This window comes from Pseudomonas sp. PDM10, from assembly GCF_014852295.1.
In the GTDB taxonomy this organism is placed as follows: Bacteria; Pseudomonadota; Gammaproteobacteria; order Pseudomonadales; family Pseudomonadaceae; genus Aquipseudomonas.
Window position 1 is genome coordinate 740518 of the sequence record NZ_JACVBJ010000002.1, and the last position, 16212, is coordinate 756729.

General features: G+C 60.2%; 14 protein-coding genes. 10 read left to right on the forward strand and 4 right to left on the reverse strand.

The window, feature by feature from the left end; translation table 11 throughout:
* The first annotated feature begins 299 nt into the window (after positions 1-299).
* The 4 genes from IB252_RS10010 to IB252_RS10025 all read left to right on the forward strand — a co-directional run bounded on the left by IB252_RS10010 (position 300) and on the right by IB252_RS10025 (position 6208).
* Positions 300-1352: a 2,5-dihydroxypyridine 5,6-dioxygenase gene (locus tag IB252_RS10010; RefSeq protein ID WP_192408376.1), complete on the forward strand. Its 1053-nt coding sequence runs from the start codon at positions 300-302 to the stop codon at positions 1350-1352.
* A 164-nt stretch (positions 1353-1516) separates the two neighbouring features.
* A complete protein-coding gene (locus IB252_RS10015; protein ID WP_192408616.1) occupies positions 1517-1999 on the forward strand; it encodes a MarR family winged helix-turn-helix transcriptional regulator in 483 nt (160 codons plus the stop codon).
* Between the two features lie 161 nt (positions 2000-2160).
* A complete protein-coding gene (locus IB252_RS10020; RefSeq protein WP_192408377.1) occupies positions 2161-2637 on the forward strand; it encodes a (2Fe-2S)-binding protein in 477 nt (158 codons plus the stop codon).
* Between the two features lie 16 nt (positions 2638-2653).
* The gene (locus IB252_RS10025) at positions 2654-6208 is read left to right on the forward strand and encodes a molybdopterin cofactor-binding domain-containing protein (protein WP_192408378.1); all 3555 of its coding nucleotides are present in this window, start codon (positions 2654-2656) and stop codon (positions 6206-6208) included.
* Between the two features lie 96 nt (positions 6209-6304).
* Here IB252_RS10025 and IB252_RS10030 read toward each other — a convergent pair whose 3' ends face one another.
* The 3 genes from IB252_RS10030 to IB252_RS10040 all read right to left on the reverse strand — a co-directional run bounded on the left by IB252_RS10030 (position 6305) and on the right by IB252_RS10040 (position 9559).
* Positions 6305-6967, reverse strand: coding sequence for a TetR/AcrR family transcriptional regulator (locus IB252_RS10030; RefSeq protein ID WP_192408379.1), 663 nt, complete (start codon positions 6965-6967; stop codon positions 6305-6307).
* Between the two features lie 53 nt (positions 6968-7020).
* Positions 7021-8469, reverse strand: coding sequence for a nucleobase:cation symporter-2 family protein (locus tag IB252_RS10035; RefSeq protein WP_192408380.1), 1449 nt, complete (start codon positions 8467-8469; stop codon positions 7021-7023).
* Between the two features lie 196 nt (positions 8470-8665).
* Positions 8666-9559, reverse strand: coding sequence for a LysR family transcriptional regulator (locus IB252_RS10040; protein WP_192408381.1), 894 nt, complete (start codon positions 9557-9559; stop codon positions 8666-8668).
* Positions 9560-9661: 102 nt separating this feature from the next.
* Here IB252_RS10040 and IB252_RS10045 point away from each other — a divergent pair, with 102 nt between their 5' ends.
* Positions 9662-10753 carry a polyamine ABC transporter substrate-binding protein gene (locus IB252_RS10045; RefSeq protein ID WP_192408382.1) on the forward strand — a complete coding sequence of 364 codons (1092 nt, stop codon included), beginning with the start codon at positions 9662-9664 and terminating at the stop codon, positions 10751-10753.
* Positions 10754-10766: 13 nt separating this feature from the next.
* Complete coding sequence (gene speB, locus IB252_RS10050; RefSeq protein ID WP_192408383.1) at positions 10767-11726, forward strand: agmatinase; 960 nt, start codon at positions 10767-10769, stop codon at positions 11724-11726.
* A gap of 118 nt (positions 11727-11844) precedes the next feature.
* Here the strand turns inward: speB and IB252_RS10055 are convergent, their stop codons facing one another.
* Positions 11845-12897, reverse strand: coding sequence for an aldo/keto reductase (locus IB252_RS10055; RefSeq protein WP_192408384.1), 1053 nt, complete (start codon positions 12895-12897; stop codon positions 11845-11847).
* Between the two features lie 203 nt (positions 12898-13100).
* Between IB252_RS10055 and IB252_RS10060 the strand changes: the two genes are divergently transcribed.
* From IB252_RS10060 to IB252_RS10075, 4 genes are all read left to right on the forward strand, one after another.
* A complete protein-coding gene (locus IB252_RS10060) occupies positions 13101-13817 on the forward strand; it encodes a helix-turn-helix transcriptional regulator (protein WP_192408385.1) in 717 nt (238 codons plus the stop codon).
* A gap of 52 nt (positions 13818-13869) precedes the next feature.
* On the forward strand, positions 13870-14211 hold the full coding sequence (locus tag IB252_RS10065) for a nuclear transport factor 2 family protein (protein ID WP_007897370.1): 342 nt from the start codon (positions 13870-13872) through the stop codon (positions 14209-14211).
* A 211-nt stretch (positions 14212-14422) separates the two neighbouring features.
* Positions 14423-15541, forward strand: a complete 1119-nt coding sequence (gene zapE, locus IB252_RS10070; protein ID WP_008149914.1) for a cell division protein ZapE — start codon at positions 14423-14425, stop codon at positions 15539-15541.
* A 16-nt stretch (positions 15542-15557) separates the two neighbouring features.
* Positions 15558-16139 (forward strand): DinB family protein, encoded by a 582-nt coding sequence (locus IB252_RS10075; protein ID WP_192408386.1) that lies wholly within the window; start codon positions 15558-15560, stop codon positions 16137-16139.
* The last annotated feature ends 73 nt before the right edge of the window (positions 16140-16212 follow it).

The following is a 16212-nucleotide window of genomic DNA, read 5'->3' on the forward strand; positions in this document are numbered from 1 at the left end:
TCTTCTTCGAATGGTCGCTGGCGGTGTCGCCGCAAGGTTTTTAAAGTGTATACGCTATAAAATTTAAAAAGAAAGGGCCGTTTGGAAAAAATAATTTTCAGGGTTATTTGTCTGTAGTCACCATATGTAACCAGTAAATATTAGATTTGTGTGGGTTTGTAACGTTGTGGTCTGACGCTTGCAGTCAGTCTTCTTTTAGGGTCTTATCACTTATAAATGGCGTATACACTGTAAAAACGCACTGGAGTGAGGCGGGGCGCTTCGACTTGGTGCACAACAGACGATCGAGGAGACACGAAATGCCGGTAAGCGATTGCGAATTGACCCAGATGTTCGAACACGTGTTGAAGCTGTCGAAGGTCGACCCGACCCAGAGCGTCGCCGTGCTCAAGAGCCATTATTCGAACCCGCGCACCGTGCGCGCCGCGATGGAGGCGGCGCAGCGTCTGGGGGCCAAGGTCTACGCGGTGGAGTTGCCTTCGTTCAACCATCCGACGGCCATGGGCAATGACATGACGGCCTACTGTGGCGATACCGCGCTGACCGGCAATATCGCGGCGCAGCGGGCGCTGGAAGCGGCGGACTTGATCGTCGACACGATGATGCTGCTGCACTCACCGGAGCAGGAGCAGATCCTCAAGACTGGCACGCGAATTCTATTGGCCGTCGAACCGCCGGAAGTCCTGGCGCGAATGCTCCCGACTGAGGCTGACAAGGTGCGGGTAATGGCGGCGGAGCAACTGCTCAAACAGGCCAAATCAATCCACGTCACCTCCCGCGCCGGCAGCAATTTCCACGCCGCGCTGGGGCAATATCCTTCAGTCACCGAATACGGTTTCGCTGATGAGCCGGGGCGCTGGGATCACTGGCCCAGCGGCTTTCTGTTCTCCTGGCCCAACGAAGAAACGGCTGAGGGCGTGCTGGTGCTGGATGTCGGCGACATTGTGCTGCCGTTCAAGAACTACACACGGGAGAAAATCACCCTGGAAATCGAGAAGGGTTTCATCACCTCGATCCACGGCGGTTTCGAGGCCGAATACCTGCGTGACTACATGAAGTATTTCAATGATCCCGAGGTTTACGGCATCTCCCACATTGGCTGGGGCTTGCAGCCACGGGCGCAGTGGACTGCCATGGGGTTGCACGACAAAAACGATGGCATGTGCATGGATGCCCGGGCGTTCTACGGCAACTTCCTGTTCTCCACCGGACCGAATACTGAAGTCGGTGGCACCCGCAAAACCCCGTGCCACCTGGATATCCCACTGCGCCATTGCGATGTGTACCTGGATGACCAGGCGGTGGTGATCGGCGGAGATGTGGTGGCGCCTGAGGCCTCCCGGGTTCGCTGAAATCAACTGTGTATGTGTTTGCTGAAACGCTGAAACCTGTAGGAGCAAGGCTTGCCCGCGATGGCGATCTCAAGTGCGCTATCGCGGGCAAGCCTTGCTCCTACGAAAAGCGGTTAAGGTGTTTGCCCAAACCGCTCTTGAGTCCACCCGCCAACCTGTCCATCATGCCTTCCCACTACACATCGTCTTTCGAGTCTGCCGTGCCTGAAACTCCTGATTCTTCCTACGTTTTCTCCGAACAAGTCGGGCATTTGCTGCGCAAGGCCTATCAACGGCACATGGCGATTTTTCAGCAGAACGTCGGCGACTCCCAGCTCACCGCGGTGCAGTTCGTCACCCTGTGCGCCGTGCGTGATCACGGCCCCAGTTCGCTGACTGAACTGGTCAAAGCCACAGCCGTGGACCAGGCAACCATTCGCGGCATCGTCGAGCGGCTCAAGGCCCGGGAACTGATCACCCTTGAACCCGACCCGCAGGACCGACGAAAAGTCATTGTCGGCTTGTCCGAAGCCGGTGATCGACTGGTGCAGCAAACCGTGCCTTGTGCCGGGAAAATCACTGAGCTGACCCTGAGTAACCTCAACCCCGCAGAGCGGGTGGCCGTGTTGTTTTTGCTGCGCAAAATGATCGACGACCCACAGGACTGATCACGGGTTCAAGTCTCTGGCATCGTTTTTGCTCTCTTTTCATGTAGTAACCACTTCACCACTCGAGTGTGTCGCGACGCCACAAACTGATGCTGGCCCGCGACCTTTTCTTCGATCTTTTGGTGTAGTGGATACTTCATCAACTGAATCGGGCGAAGCGAATGACAAGCCAGGAAATCACGGTAGCGCTTGAGGTCAACGGCCAAACCAGCACCGTCACCGCGATGGCGGATACGCCGTTATTGCTGATCCTGCGCAATGACCTGCAACTCAATGGCCCCAAGTACGGCTGCGGCTTGGGCGAGTGCGGCGCGTGCACGGTGATCATCGATGGCGTGGCGGCGCGCTCTTGCGTGTTTCCGCTGGCCGGCGCCGTGGACCGGCAGATCGTCACTCTCGAAGGGCTCGGCACCCGAGCCGATCCGCACCCGGTGCAGCAAGCCTTTATCGACGAACAGGCGGCGCAATGCGGCTACTGCCTCAACGGCATGATCATGACCGCAAAGGCCTTGCTCGACCGCATCCCGCACCCCAGCGAAACCCAGATCCGCAATGAACTCTCGGCCAACCTTTGCCGATGCGGCACCCATATCGAAATCCTCCGCGCGGTGCTGCGTGCCGCCCGTCAAACGCCTTGAACGTGGATCGATGACCATGACTGACGCAATCCCCTCCCGCGACCAATGGCTGGCCAAGACCGGCGTTCTGCTGATCGTCGACGACATCCTGCCGCCATCAGGCCCAGTGGCCAAAGGCGGTACGCCGCTGATCAAACCCAAGGAACTGGGGCTGTTCATCGCCATCAGCGATGACGGACGGGTGTATGCCTTCAACGGGCATGTCGACCTCGGTACCGGTATCCGCACTTCGCTGGCGCAGATCGTCGCCGAAGAACTGGACTTGCAACTGGAGCAAGTGTGCATGGTGCTGGGCGACACCGAGCGTGTGCCCAATCAGGGCGCGACCATTGCCAGCGCCACGCTGCAGATTTCCGCGATCCCGTTGCGCAATGCGGCTGCCGAGGCCCGGCGTTTTCTGCTGGCGCGGGCGGCAGAACGCTGGTCGGTGGAGGCGGGCAGTCTGAAGGTCGAGGCCGGGATAATTGTCGCGGCGGACGGACGCACCACGTCCTTCGCCGATCTGGTGCGCGGTGACCACGTTGAACTGCGCATCTCAGGCACTGCGCCACTCAAGTCTGCCGAAGACTATCAGCTGGTCGGCAAGGGCGCCGCGCGGGTGGATATTCCAGCCAAAGCCACCGGTGAACTGACATACGTCCACGACATGCGGGTGCCGGACATGCTCCACGGCCGGGTGATCCGCCCACCCTATGCTGGGCTCGATTGCGGTGACTTCGTCGGCAACAGCTTGCTGGATGTCGACGAGTCTTCCATCGCGCATCTTCCCGGAATCGTGGCGGTGGTGGTGATTCGTGATTTCGTCGGGGTGGTGGCGCTGCGCGAAGAACAGGCGATCAAGGCTGCCCAGGCGTTGAAAATCACATGGAAAGCCTGGAACCATAAATTGCCGGACATGAGTAATGTCGAGCAGGCCATCCGCGATAACCCGCGTGTGCAACGCGTCGTTCTCAATCAGGGCAATGTCGACGACGCCTTGGCCGGGGCCCATCAGCGTATGCCGCGAACGTATTTGTGGCCGTATCAGATGCACGGCTCCATCGGTCCCTCCTGTGGGTTGGCGGACTATCGGCCGTCGGGCACTCGCGTGTGGTCCGGTAGCCAGAATCCGCATTTGCTGCGGGCTGACCTGGCCTGGTTGCTGGAGTGCGCAGAAGAATCGATCGAGATTATTCGCATGGAAGCGTCGGGCTGTTATGGGCGTAACTGTGCCGACGATGTCTGCGCCGATGCCTTGCTGTTGTCCCGCGCCGTGGGCAAACCGGTGCGGGTGCAATTGACCCGGGAGCAGGAGCACCTGTGGGAACCCAAGGGCACCGCGCAACTGATGGACGTCGACGGCGGCTTGAACGCCGATGGCAGTGTGGCTGCTTACGATTTCCAGACCAGCTACCCGTCCAACGGCGCGCCGACCCTGGCCTTGCTATTGACCGGACGGGTCGAACCGGTGGCGGCGATGTTCGAAATGGGCGATCGCACGTCGATCCCGCCGTATGACTTCGAACACATGCGCGTGACCATCAATGACATGGCGCCGATTGTCCGGGCTTCATGGATGCGCGGAGTGTCGGCGCTGCCCAATACCTTCGCCCACGAGTCGTACATCGATGAACTCGCGTTCGCAGCGGGCGTCGATCCGGTGGAATACCGGCTGCGCTATCTGCACGATGAGCGCGCCATTGACTTGGTGAAGTCCACCGCCGAGCGCGCCGCCTGGACCCCGCGCACCGCGCCGATGCAAACCCCGAACGACGATCAGTTTCTGCGCGGTCGCGGCTTTGCCTACGCGCGCTACATCCACAGCAAGTTCCCCGGTTTTGGTGCGGCGTGGGCTGCGTGGGTGGCGGACGTGGCGGTGGATCGCCAGACCGGTGATGTGTCCGTCACGCGGGTGGTGATCGGTCATGACTCGGGGATGATGATCAACCCGGCGGGTGTGCAGCATCAGATCCACGGCAATGTCATTCAATCCACCAGTCGGGTGCTCAAGGAACGGGTGACTTTCGAGGAATCCACGGTGGCGAGCAAGGAGTGGGGCGGTTATCCGATCCTGACCTTCCCTGAAGTGCCGCAGATCGACGTATTGATGATGCCGCGTCAGGACCAGCCGCCCATGGGCGCTGGTGAGTCCGCCTCGGTGCCGAGCGCGGCGGCGATTGCCAACGCCATTTATGACGCCACCGGGATCCGGTTTCGCGAGCTGCCGATTACCCCGGAACGGGTGCTGGCGGCGCTGAACGCTGGTACTTGTGACGAGCCACCGACGTCACCGACCAAGCGCTCTAAGTGGCTGTTCGGTTCGCTGTTTGCGGCGTTCGGCGCGGTACTCGGTATGGCCGCCACCGCGTGGCCGTTTCACGGTGAAATCGCGCCGATTGCTCCGCCAAGTGCTGGCACCTGGTCGGCGGCTACCCTGGAACGCGGGCGTTTGTTGGCGGCGGTCGGCGATTGCGCGGTGTGCCATACCGCGCCGGGTGGCGCAACCAATGCCGGAGGCCTGGCGATGCAAACGCCGTTCGGCACGCTCTATAGCAGCAACATCACGCCCGACGTGAAGACCGGCATCGGCAGCTGGTCGTACCCGGCGTTCGAACGTGCGATGCGCGACGGCATCGGACGCGACGGGCGCAATCTGTACCCGGCGTTTCCCTACACCGCGTTTCGCAATATCAACGATGCCGACATGCAGGCGCTGTATGCGTACTTGATGTCGCAAGCGCCAGTCAGCCAGCCGGCGACAGCCAACGACATGCGTTTTCCATTCAATCTGCGGCCGTTGATGGCGGGGTGGAAAGCGTTGTTTCTGCGTAAAGGTGAAATCAGCGTGCAGCCAGAACGTAGCGAGCAATGGAATCGCGGCGCCTACCTGGTCAACGGTTTGGGTCACTGTGCCGCCTGCCATTCGCCACGCAATTTGATGGGGGCGGAGAAGGGCGGGGCGTCTTTCCTGGCCGGAGGCATGGTCGATGGCTGGGAAGCGCCGGCGCTGAACGGCTTGTCGAAAGCGCCAACCCCGTGGACGGAGAATCAGCTGTTCGACTACCTCGGCACCGGCTATTCCGACGCCCATGGCGTGGCGACCGGACCCATGGGGCCGGTGGTCAGTGAGCTGGCGAAATTGCCCAAGACGGATATCCGGGCGATGGCGGTGTACCTGGCGTCACTCAACGGCGCGCAGGCTGAAACGCAAGTGGTGGAGAAAGCCACTCAGCCGTCGCCGGTCGCGAGCCTGTCATTGAGCAACGGTCAGCGGGTGTTCGAAGGTTCGTGCAAGGCCTGTCACGCGGATGGCCTGGGGCCGAAACTGTTTGGTGTGAGTCCGTCTCTGGCGAGCAATACCAATGTGCACAGCGATCAACCGGACAACCTGATCAAGGTCATCCTGCAAGGCATCGATGCACCGGCCACCAAGGACCTGGGCTACATGCCCGGTTTCAAGGACAGCCTGTCCAATACGCAGGTGGCGGAACTGGCGGCGTATTTGCGTAATCGGTTTGCGACCGCTGCGCCGCAGTGGCAAGGGTTGGAACAAAAGGTTGCACACCTGCGGGCTAATCCAGGGAGCCATTAAAAGCTTCGCGAGCAAGTCAGATCGCCGCACCGCCGCTCCCACAGGTACAGCGCAACCCTTGTGGGAGCGGGCTTGCTCGCGAAGGGGCCGGCGCTGTTAACGCTGATCCTGATCCTGTTCGGGCAGTTTCATCACCCCCCGCACCACCAGATCCTTGATAAACCCCAACCAATCCTGCTGCTGCCCCTTGTCCGCCAGATCCTCCCCAAGGAAGGAACTGAGCGTATGCCGGTTGGAGTTATAGAAGTAGCAAAGCGAGGCGATCATCAGATACACATGCTTGATGTCCAGATCCTGACGAAACAATCCCTGAACCTGACCCGCCTCAATGATCGGCCGCAATACGCCGACCGCCTCTCCCGACAACCTGCGCAGCTCGCTGGACTGTTGGGCGTGTTTGCCGTTGTGCAGGTTCTCGTTGCTGAGGATGGCGACGAATTCCGGGTGTTCGACGTAGTAGTTCCAGACGAACGCCACCAGATCCTGCAGGGCCACTAGCGGTGTGCCCAAGTCCAGCTTGAGCTGGCTTTCGGCTTTATTGAATTGCTCGTAGGTGTGTTCCAGCACGCAAATGAACAGCTGCTCTTTGCTGCCGAAGTAGTAATAGAGCATGCGGTCGTTGGAATCGGCCTCGCGGGAAATACTCTCCACCCGGCCCCCGGAGTAGCCGTCGCGGGTGAATACTTTCACGGCCGCTTCGAGAATCCGGGTTCGGGTTTGATGGGCCTGAGCGGCCCGGATGCCGGTTTTCTTGTTCAACGTGCGGTCAACCTTCTACCAAGCGGAGTCGCAATGAATGTAGCACGGTCCCTTCAGCGGTTCAGTCTGGCGGCTGTTTCAGCGGCCGGCGGATTTTCCATGACTTGCAGGATCGAGGCTTCCGGATCGAAGTCATCTTCTTCCAGCTCGATGAATTCCTCGGGCAGGAAGATATTCAGCACGATTGCGCACAAAGCGCCGACGGTGATCGGCGATTCGAAGATGTTGTGCAGCGCCTTCGGCAACTCGCGCAGCACTTCCGGCACCGCCGCGACACCCAGGCCCATGCCGAGGGAAATCGACACGATCAGCATGTTGCGTCGATGCAGGCCGGCTTCGGCGAGGATCTTGATCCCGGCGACGGCGACGGTGCCGAACATCACCAGTTCAGCGCCACCGAGTACCGGTTTGGGCATCAGTTGCAGCACCGCGCCGATCATCGGGAACAACCCCAGCACCACCAACAAACCGGCAATGAAGAACGCCACGTAGCGGCTGGCCACGCCGGTGAGCTGAATCACACCGTTGTTCTGGGCGAAGGTCACCATCGGCATGCTGTTGAACACGGCGGCCATGGCCGAGTTGAGGCCGTCGGCGAGTAGGCCGGACTTGATCCGGCGGATGTAGATCGGGCCTTTGACGGGCTGCAGGGAAATCATCGAGTTGGCGGTCAAGTCACCGGCGGCTTCCAGCGGCGACACCAGGAAAATCACCGCCACTGGCACAAACGCCACCCAATCGAAGTTAAAGCCGTATTTGAACGGCACCGGCACGCTCATCAGGGGGACTTCGGGCAGGCTGGCGAAATTGACGTCACCCATCAGCCAGGCCACGAGATAGCCGAGGGTCAGGCCGATGACAATCGCACCGAGGCGCAGGAACGGCACATCGACCCGGTTCAACACCACAATCGTTCCGAGCACCAGGGCTGCCAGGGCCAGGTGACTGGCCGCGCCGAGGTCCGCCGCACCGAAGCCGCCGGCGATGTCGGTCATGGCGACTTTGATCAGCGACAGGCCCATCAGCGTGATGATCGTGCCGGTCACCACCGGGGTGATCAGCATCCGTAATTTACCGATGAACTGGCTCAACACCACTTCGATGAAGGCAGCGAAAAAGCACACACCGAAGATGGTCGACAGGATCTCATCGGTACCGCCACCCCGGGCCTTGACCATGAAACCGGCACTGAGAATCACGCTGATGAATGAGAAGCTGGTGCCTTGCAGACACAGCAGGCCGGAACCGATCGGACCGAAACGTCGTGCCTGAACAAACGTGCCCAGCCCCGAAACGAACAGCGCCATGCTGATCAGGTATGGCACTTCGCTTTGCAGGCCGAGGGCGCCGCCCATGATCAGGGTCGGGGTGATGATACCGACGAAACTGGCGAGCACGTGTTGCAGGGCGGCGAAGACGGTGGCGGTCAGGTGCGGGCGATCGTCGAGGCCGTAGATCAGGTCGTTATTGCGCGGGGCAGGGGCTTTTTCAGAGGCGGTCATGGTGGTGTGCATGCCAGAAGGCGGGCCGGGTCAAAAATGGAGGCGCAGGATGCCAGCAGCGAGCATCAAGGGCAACGCGCAACGCACTGATCGTTCCCACGCTCTGCGTGGGAATGTCTCACCGGACGCTCTGCGTCCGCTCTTGGGACGCGGAGCGTCCCTGGCTGCATTCCCACGCAGAGCGTGGGAACGATCATCAGGCGAACGCGGCCAGTAGATCTTCCTCAAAGGCCTTTTGTGCATCCCCCGGCACCTGGGCGCGATGGCGGGCCAGATGAAACGCCACGTCGAAACTCATATCGGCACGGAGTACGGCGCGCAGCAATCCTTTGTCTTCCCAGGTGCGGGCAAAGTGTTCGGGTAAATAACCGACATGCTTGCCAGAGAGAATGAAGGCGAGGGTGCCTTCGACTTGCTCCGAGCGCGCCGAACACCTCTTCCCCTGGAAGGGTTCGTCGCTGCGCAGGAAGCGGTAAGGGTGGTCGACCCGATCGCAAGCCTGTAGCGCTTGATCGTCAGGCGCATCATGGGTGAACAACGGATGGCCGGCGGCGCAATACAGGTGCTGGGTTTCGGTAAACAGTTCGCGGTAGTCAAAAGCGCTTTGCACTTGAGAGAAATAGCCGATCGCCAGGTCCAGTCGTTGTTGCAGCAGCAACCGTTCCATTTCGCCGGGCATGGCGCTGATCAATTCAATGCGGACTGATTCGTCCCGTTCACGAAAGCGTCGGATCGCATCGGCCACCCGTTGCAACACGGATTGATCGAGCGCTTCGGACAACCCCAGACGCACCTCGCCGATCAAGCGCCCGGCCACACCATTGGATTGATGGCGGAAGGTTTCGATGGACTCGAACAGGCTGCGAGTCGCACTCAGCAGTTGTTCGCCCTTGGGCGTGATCTTGAAACCACCCTTGCCGCGACTGCACAGACGATAGCCGAGTCGGGTTTCCAGTTTGGCCATTTGCTGGCTGATGCTCGACTGGCTCAAGCCCAACTCCCCCTGAGCCGCGCTGAAACCTCCGCACTCCACCACGTTGACGAACAGGCGCAGCAGTTGCAGATCGAGATCGTGGAGTTGGCTGAGCATCAAACATTACTCTTGGATAAAGTCAGGATAACTAACTTGGTATTTTTCCAATGTATCCGACGACGCATTCTGCATCCACTTCATCTGGTCAGGTGTTCCGTCATGGCTCCCACGTTCAAGCTGTGTTTACCCGCGCTGTTCCTCGCCATGGCTGTATCGGCCCAGGCCGAGGAAAAAGTCCTGAATCTCTACAGTTGGTCCGATTATGTAGCGCCTGAAACCTTGCAGCGGTTCGAGCAGGAAACCGGCATCCACGTGCGTTATGACACCTTCGATTCCTCGGAGGTGCTCGAAACCAAGTTGCTCACCGGGGGCAGCGGTTATGACGTGGTCGTGCCGTCGTCCAGTGTGCTGGCCCGTGGACTGGCCGCCGGTGCGTTGAAAGAGATTCCCCACGAAGGCCTCAAGGGTTACGCCAACCTCGATCCGGATTTGCTGGAAAAACTCGCCGCCGTCGACCCCGGCAACCGCTATGGCGTGCCCTACACCTGGGGCACCCTGGGCCTGGGGATGAATGTCGAAGCGGTGAACCAGCGCTTGCCGAATGTGCCGCTCAATAGCCTCGATTTGCTGTTCAAGCCTGAGTACGCCAGCAAACTGAAGGACTGCGGCATTGCCATTCTCGATTCGCCCCAGGAAGTAGTCGGACTGGCGCTGCATTACCTGGGTAAAAATCCCTACAGCACCGACAAGGCTGATCTGTCAGCTGCCGATGCGTTGTTGCATCAGCTGCAACCCAATGTGCTGTACGTCGCGACCGGTCGGCAGATCAGCGATCTGGCCAATGGCAGTGTATGCCTGGCGTTGACCTACAACGGTGACGCCAGCATGGCCGCCGATCAGGCACGCAAGGCCAACAAGCCGTTCGAAGTGGCGTACCGGATTCCGAAAGAGGGCACGCTGGTCTGGCAGGACAACCTGGCGATCCCCAAGGACGCGCCTCACCCCGAAGCAGCCCGCGCTTTTATCGAGTTCATGTTGCGCCCGGACTCCGTCGCGGCGCTGACCAACACACTGTTCTTTGCCACGGCCAACCAGGCTGCAACGCCACTGGTGGATGAGTCGGTGCGCACCGACCCGGACATTTACCCACCCGCCGACGTTCGCGGTTTGCTGTACGCCGACCGCAGCATGAGCCTCAAGGACCTGCGCCAACGCACTCGCTTGTGGACCACTTTCCGTAGCCGCCAATAATAAGGAACCTTAGATGGACGTCCCGATGCAAAACGATCAGGCCATGACCCGCGACAGCCTCTACGGCACTGCCGCCGAAAGTACCTACGCCGGTATCACCAGTTTCATGCGTCGTCGCTACAGCCGCGACTTGCGCGGCGTCGACGTAGCGGTCAGCGGGGTCCCGTTCGACACCGCCACCAGCAACCGCCCCGGTGCGCGTTTCGGACCACGGGGCATTCGTGCCGCGTCCACCGGGATTGCCTGGGAACGCCATTGGCCGTGGGCCTTCGACCCGTTCGACCATCTGGCGGTCATCGACTACGGCGATTGCGACTTCGATTACGGCACACCGCAGTCGGTGCCGGAAAGCATCGAAGCTCATGCCGAACACATTCTCAACGCCGGTAGCGCGATGCTGACGTTTGGCGGGGATCACTTCATCACGTATCCGCTGCTCAAGGCCCATGCGCGTAAACATGGTCCGCTGTCATTGATCCACTTCGACGCCCACAGCGACACCTGGCCGGACGAAGACGGCAAGCGCGTCGATCACGGCACGATGTTCTGGCACGCGGCCAAGGAAGGGTTGGTGGATCCTTCGCGTTCGGTGCAGATCGGTTTGCGCACCACCAATGACGATCACCAGGGCTTTCAAGTGCTGGATGCGCGGCAAGTGCATCGACGCGGTGTTGATGCGATTGTCGAGGCCATTCGGGCGCGGGTCGGTGATCACCCGGTGTACCTGACGTTCGACATTGATTGCCTCGATCCAGCCTTCGCTCCAGGCACCGGAACGCCGGTGTGCGGCGGCCTGAGCACGGTGCAGGCGCTGGAAATCCTGGGTGGCTTGCGCGGGATCAATCTGGTGGGAATGGACGTCGTGGAAGTGGCGCCGGCCTACGACAGTGCGGACATTACCTCACTGGCGGCGGCGACGTTGGCGATGGAAATGCTGTGCCTCTATGCAGCTAAACATAAGGTTGACCGGTAATACGCGGTCAAAACTGTGGGAGCGAGCCTGCTCGCGAAGGCGGTCAGACATTCAACATTAATGTTGACTGAAAGGGCCCCTTCGCGAGCAGGCTCGCTCCCACATTATTTGATCTGTGTCAGGCCACTGGGACGATCGGCAGATCCAGGGTTTCCGTCCCGGTAAATCGCGCCGTCGACCCGGCAATGGATTCATGGGGCACGCCCATCGCCACACCACTGACCCCATCAAGCCGCGACAACTGTTCAGCACTCAATTGCACATTCAACGCCCCCAGCGTCGCATCCAATTGTTCACGGGTGCGCGAGCCGAGAATCGGAATCAGCGCCGTAGTCGAACGCTTGGCTTTTTCCCGCAGCCAGGCAATGGCCACGTGCGTCGGGCTGGCGCCCAGTTCTGCCGAGACGGCTAGCAAAGTGTCGAGGAGGGCGGTTTCACGGGCGCTTTTTTCGGCGTGGATCAGCATGCCGAGTTTGGCGGCGCGGTTGTCGCCATCGTTGGTGCGGTACTTGCCGGTGAGGAACCCGCCACCCAATGGCGACCATAATGTAGCGGCCAGGCCCAAGGCTTCGGCCATCGGCAGTTGTTCACGTTCGGCGGTGCGTTCGGCGAGGCTGTATTCCACCTGAATCGCCGCAATCGGTGAGAACCCGCGAATCTCGGCCAGCAAATCGGCCCGGGCGATGCGCCACGCCGGGAAGTTCGACAGCCCGGCGTAATGAATCTTGCCGGCGCGCACCAGATCGTCGAAACCGCGCAGGATTTCTTCCATGGGCGTCACGCCATCGCTCATGTGGGCCCAGAACAGGTCGATGTGGTCGGTGTTGAGTCGTTTCAGGCTTTCTTCCACGGCGCGAACCATGTTCTTGCGGTTGTTGCCGGTGTGGGAAATGCCCGCGGCTGGCGTGGTCCCTAGGGTGTATTTGGTGGCGATGACCAGGCGATCCCGTTCCGTTGCGATGAACTCGCCGAGCATGGCTTCCGACTGGCCCGCCTGATAGCCGTTGGCGGTGTCGATGAAATTGCCGCCGGCTTCCAGGTAGCCATCAAAGATGCGTTTGGCTTCGTCGCGCTCGGCACCATGACCCCAACCGGTGCCGAAGTTACCGGCACCCAGCGCCAGTTCCGAGACCCGCAAGCCGGTTTTGCGGCCGAAGACTTTGTAATGCATGGGATGACTCCTGAAGGAAAAGACGTGGGGTCGAATATAAATGTCTGTCGACATGTATTTAATATGATGCGAGTAATATTTACCGTCAAGGCGCTTTTCCATTCACAAGAGAAAGGCCGACCACCGGCCTCATTGCTACTGCCACTTTCTGACAGGGTCCTCTGCTAAGCTCCGACAACTTTTACGGACAGAGCCTGCCGATCGTGTCGCGTACCACTCGTTTACTGACCCTGTTGCAAGTGCTGCGTGGAAAAAGTCGTCCGGTGACTGCGGCGACACTTGCCGGCGAATTGGAGATTTCCGAACGCACGCTGTACCGCGACATCGCCGAACTCACCGCCCTTGGCGCGCCAATCTATGGCGAAGCGGGGGTCGGTTACGTGCTGCGCAGCGGTTTGTTTCTGCCGCCGTTGATGCTCAACGCCGATGAAACCGAAGCCATCGTGCTGGGGTTGCGTTATGTGGATCAGCGTGGGGATGAGATGTTGAGCAAGGCTGCGGCGGATGCGCTGGCCAAGATAGCGGCGGTATTGGCGCCTGAAGCGCTGGACGCGTTGCACAACCCGACGGTGTTGCCGGGACCGCCCGGCTATGGCTTTGCGCCCAACGCCGTGCCACTGAATGTCTTTCGCCAGGCCATCCGCGACCAGGCCAAGCTGCACATCGATTACGCGGACGCCAACCAGGTGCCGAGTCAGCGGCTGATCTGGCCGCTGGCCCTGGGGTTTCTGAACGAGGTGCGAATCATCGTCGCCTGGTGTGAATTACGCAGCGCCTATCGCACCTTTCGCACCGACCGGATCTCGGCAGCGAACGAGCAGGGCGAGCGTTATCCGGGGCGGCGCAGCGACCTGTTGCGCACCTGGCGCACACAGATGCAACTGGACGAAGCAGGGCGCTTCACTCCTGACAAGAACTGACACAGGCTTGTTTTAGCATGGCTCCAGAATCAACAAACAAGGAGCCGTAACCATGTCCAATCCCGCCTCTTCACTGGCACCCGCCATCGCCGCCTACATTGCAGCCGCCAATGCCCGCGATACCTCACGGGTGGCCAGTTTTTTCGCTGAGGATGCCAACGTGTTCGATGAAGGGCAGCACCAGGTCGGCACTCAGGCCATCGCGCAATGGATGCAAGACACCGCCCAGCGTTACCAGCCACGGGTTGAAGTGCTCGACGTGCAACTGCGCACCGGCAAGGTGCTGGTGCATAACCTGATCTCCGGAACGTTTCCCGGCAGCCCTCTGGAATTGCGCTACATGTTCCGCCTGAATGAACAGGGCAAGATCGCCCGGCTAGACATCTCCCTCTAATCGACAGCGAGATCCCCTGTAGCTGCTGCATTGTGGCGAGGGGATTTAGCGAAACGTCGCACCGCCCCGTTCGGCTGCGAAGCAGTCGTGAATTCAAACAACGCGTTGCATCAGATAGATTGTGCGTTCAGGTTTTACGACTGCTTCGCAGCCGGACGGGGATAAATCCCCTCGCCACAACGCACTGCTACATGGACGTATACTGCCGCGCATGAATGTCGACTCCCCCTTAAGCGCCTGGCAACAGGCCATCGAACAGAAGGGCTTCGTCCAGGACGAAGCCCAGGAACATGCCGTGTGGGCGCTGCAGAAGTGCTATGAAGCGCTGCATGAAGGGCGCACGCCGATCACTGGCGTGTACCTCTGGGGTCCGGTCGGGCGCGGCAAGACCTGGTTGATGGACCAGTTTTATCAAAGCCTGAAGGTCCCGGCCCGCCGCCAACATTTCCACCACTTTATGGGCTGGGTGCATCAGCGTTCGTTTCAACTGACCGGCACCGCCGACCCGTTGAAGGCGCTGGCTCGCGAACTGAGTGAGGAAGTGCGGGTCCTGTGCTTTGACGAATTGTTCGTCAACGACATTGGCGACGCGATCATTCTCGGGCGTTTGTTTCAGGTGATGTTCGAGCAGGGCGTGGTGGTGGTCTGCACCTCCAATCAGCCACCGGACCAGCTGTACGCCGATGGCTTCAACCGCGACCGGTTCGTGCCCGCCATCGAGGCCATCAAGAAACATATGCAGGTGATTGCGGTGGATGGCGGTGAAGATCATCGCCTGCACCCAGGCAAAGGTTTGCAACGTTACTGGGTGGCGGCCCCGGGGCAACCCAGCGCTCTGGGTGAAGTGTTCAAGGCACTGACCGTCGGCCAGTCGGTGTCCAGTGACCCGATCAAGGTGGGTTACCGCTCACTCAATGTCGTGCAGGCCAGTCCAACCGTACTCTGGACTCGTTACGCCGACCTCTGTGAACAGCCGTTTGCCGCCATGGATTTCATCGCCCTGTGCGACACCTTCAGCGCTATTCTGTTGAGTGACGTGCCCAACCTCAGCGCGCAAAAGCGTGAAGGGCGCATCGCCCGAGGCACTGAAGACGGCGTCGAGCGGGTGGTGGCGGGCGATCGCGAGCTGCCGCAATTGTCGGTGCATGACGACGGTGTACGGCGTTTCATCGCCCTGGTGGACGAGTGCTACGACCGCAAAGTGCCGCTGTGCCTCGAAGCGCAGGTGCCCATGGAATCGTTGTACACCGAGGGTTATCTGGAGTTTCCGTTCCGCCGCACCCTCAGCCGTTTACAGGAAATGCAGCTGCAACGTTTCGCCGAAGCTTGAACAAGGAGCCGCGAACATGAATCAGCCTCTGTCGCACCATTTGCTGACCATGGCCTATCAAAACGCCTGGGCCAATCATCGCCTCGCCAAGGCCTGGAGCCAGTTGAGCCCGACCGATCTGGCGGCACCGCGGGTCAGCTTCTTTCCCAGTCTGCGCGCGACCCTCAATCACATCCTGACCTGCGACTGGTTTTACGTGGATGCGCTGGAGCGGGAGTTGCGCGGCGATGACCCGCATCCCGAGTGCTACGTGTTTTTCAATCTGGATGAGCCGTTTACACAAGCGGTAGACCTCAAGCGCGAACAAGCGCTGGTGGACCTTCGACTGATCGCCTACTGCGAGCAAATGCGCGATGCAGACCTGGGGAAGATCGTGACCATCGCCCGGGACACGCCGCAACATGACAGCCGCTTGCGCCTGCTGTCCCATTTGTTCGAGCACCAGATTCATCATCGCGGGCAGGTTCACGCCATGCTCAGCGGCACCTCGGTCAAACCACCGCAACTGGACGAGTTTTTCTGTGCTGGCGAGTCAGGCCTGAGGGCCGAGGATTTTGCCGAGCTGGGGTGGACCGAGGCGCTGATCTGGGGCGCTTGAGCGAAAAATTACATCAGGACCCGGTTGTCGACACGACTGTGCTCGCGATATTGTCGGGCGGCCTTTCAGTGCG

What these genes read in the sequence shown, in the direction of transcription:
- IB252_RS10045 (WP_192408382.1), top strand. Translation starts at nt 9,662, where the DNA reads ATGGCTCCCACGTTCAAGCTGTGTTTACCCGCGCTGTTCCTCGCCATG.
- IB252_RS10015 (WP_192408616.1), top strand. Translation starts at nt 1,517, where the DNA reads ATGCCTTCCCACTACACATCGTCTTTCGAGTCTGCCGTGCCTGAAACT.
- IB252_RS10065 (WP_007897370.1), top strand. Translation starts at nt 13,870, where the DNA reads ATGTCCAATCCCGCCTCTTCACTGGCACCCGCCATCGCCGCCTACATT.
- IB252_RS10075 (WP_192408386.1), top strand. Translation starts at nt 15,558, where the DNA reads ATGAATCAGCCTCTGTCGCACCATTTGCTGACCATGGCCTATCAAAAC.
- IB252_RS10055 (WP_192408384.1), bottom strand. Translation starts at nt 12,897, where the DNA reads ATGCATTACAAAGTCTTCGGCCGCAAAACCGGCTTGCGGGTCTCGGAA.
- IB252_RS10020 (WP_192408377.1), top strand. Translation starts at nt 2,161, where the DNA reads ATGACAAGCCAGGAAATCACGGTAGCGCTTGAGGTCAACGGCCAAACC.
- IB252_RS10010 (WP_192408376.1), top strand. Translation starts at nt 300, where the DNA reads ATGCCGGTAAGCGATTGCGAATTGACCCAGATGTTCGAACACGTGTTG.
- speB (WP_192408383.1), top strand. Translation starts at nt 10,767, where the DNA reads ATGGACGTCCCGATGCAAAACGATCAGGCCATGACCCGCGACAGCCTC.
- zapE (WP_008149914.1), top strand. Translation starts at nt 14,423, where the DNA reads ATGAATGTCGACTCCCCCTTAAGCGCCTGGCAACAGGCCATCGAACAG.
- IB252_RS10025 (WP_192408378.1), top strand. Translation starts at nt 2,654, where the DNA reads ATGACTGACGCAATCCCCTCCCGCGACCAATGGCTGGCCAAGACCGGC.
- IB252_RS10035 (WP_192408380.1), bottom strand. Translation starts at nt 8,469, where the DNA reads ATGACCGCCTCTGAAAAAGCCCCTGCCCCGCGCAATAACGACCTGATC.
- IB252_RS10040 (WP_192408381.1), bottom strand. Translation starts at nt 9,559, where the DNA reads ATGCTCAGCCAACTCCACGATCTCGATCTGCAACTGCTGCGCCTGTTC.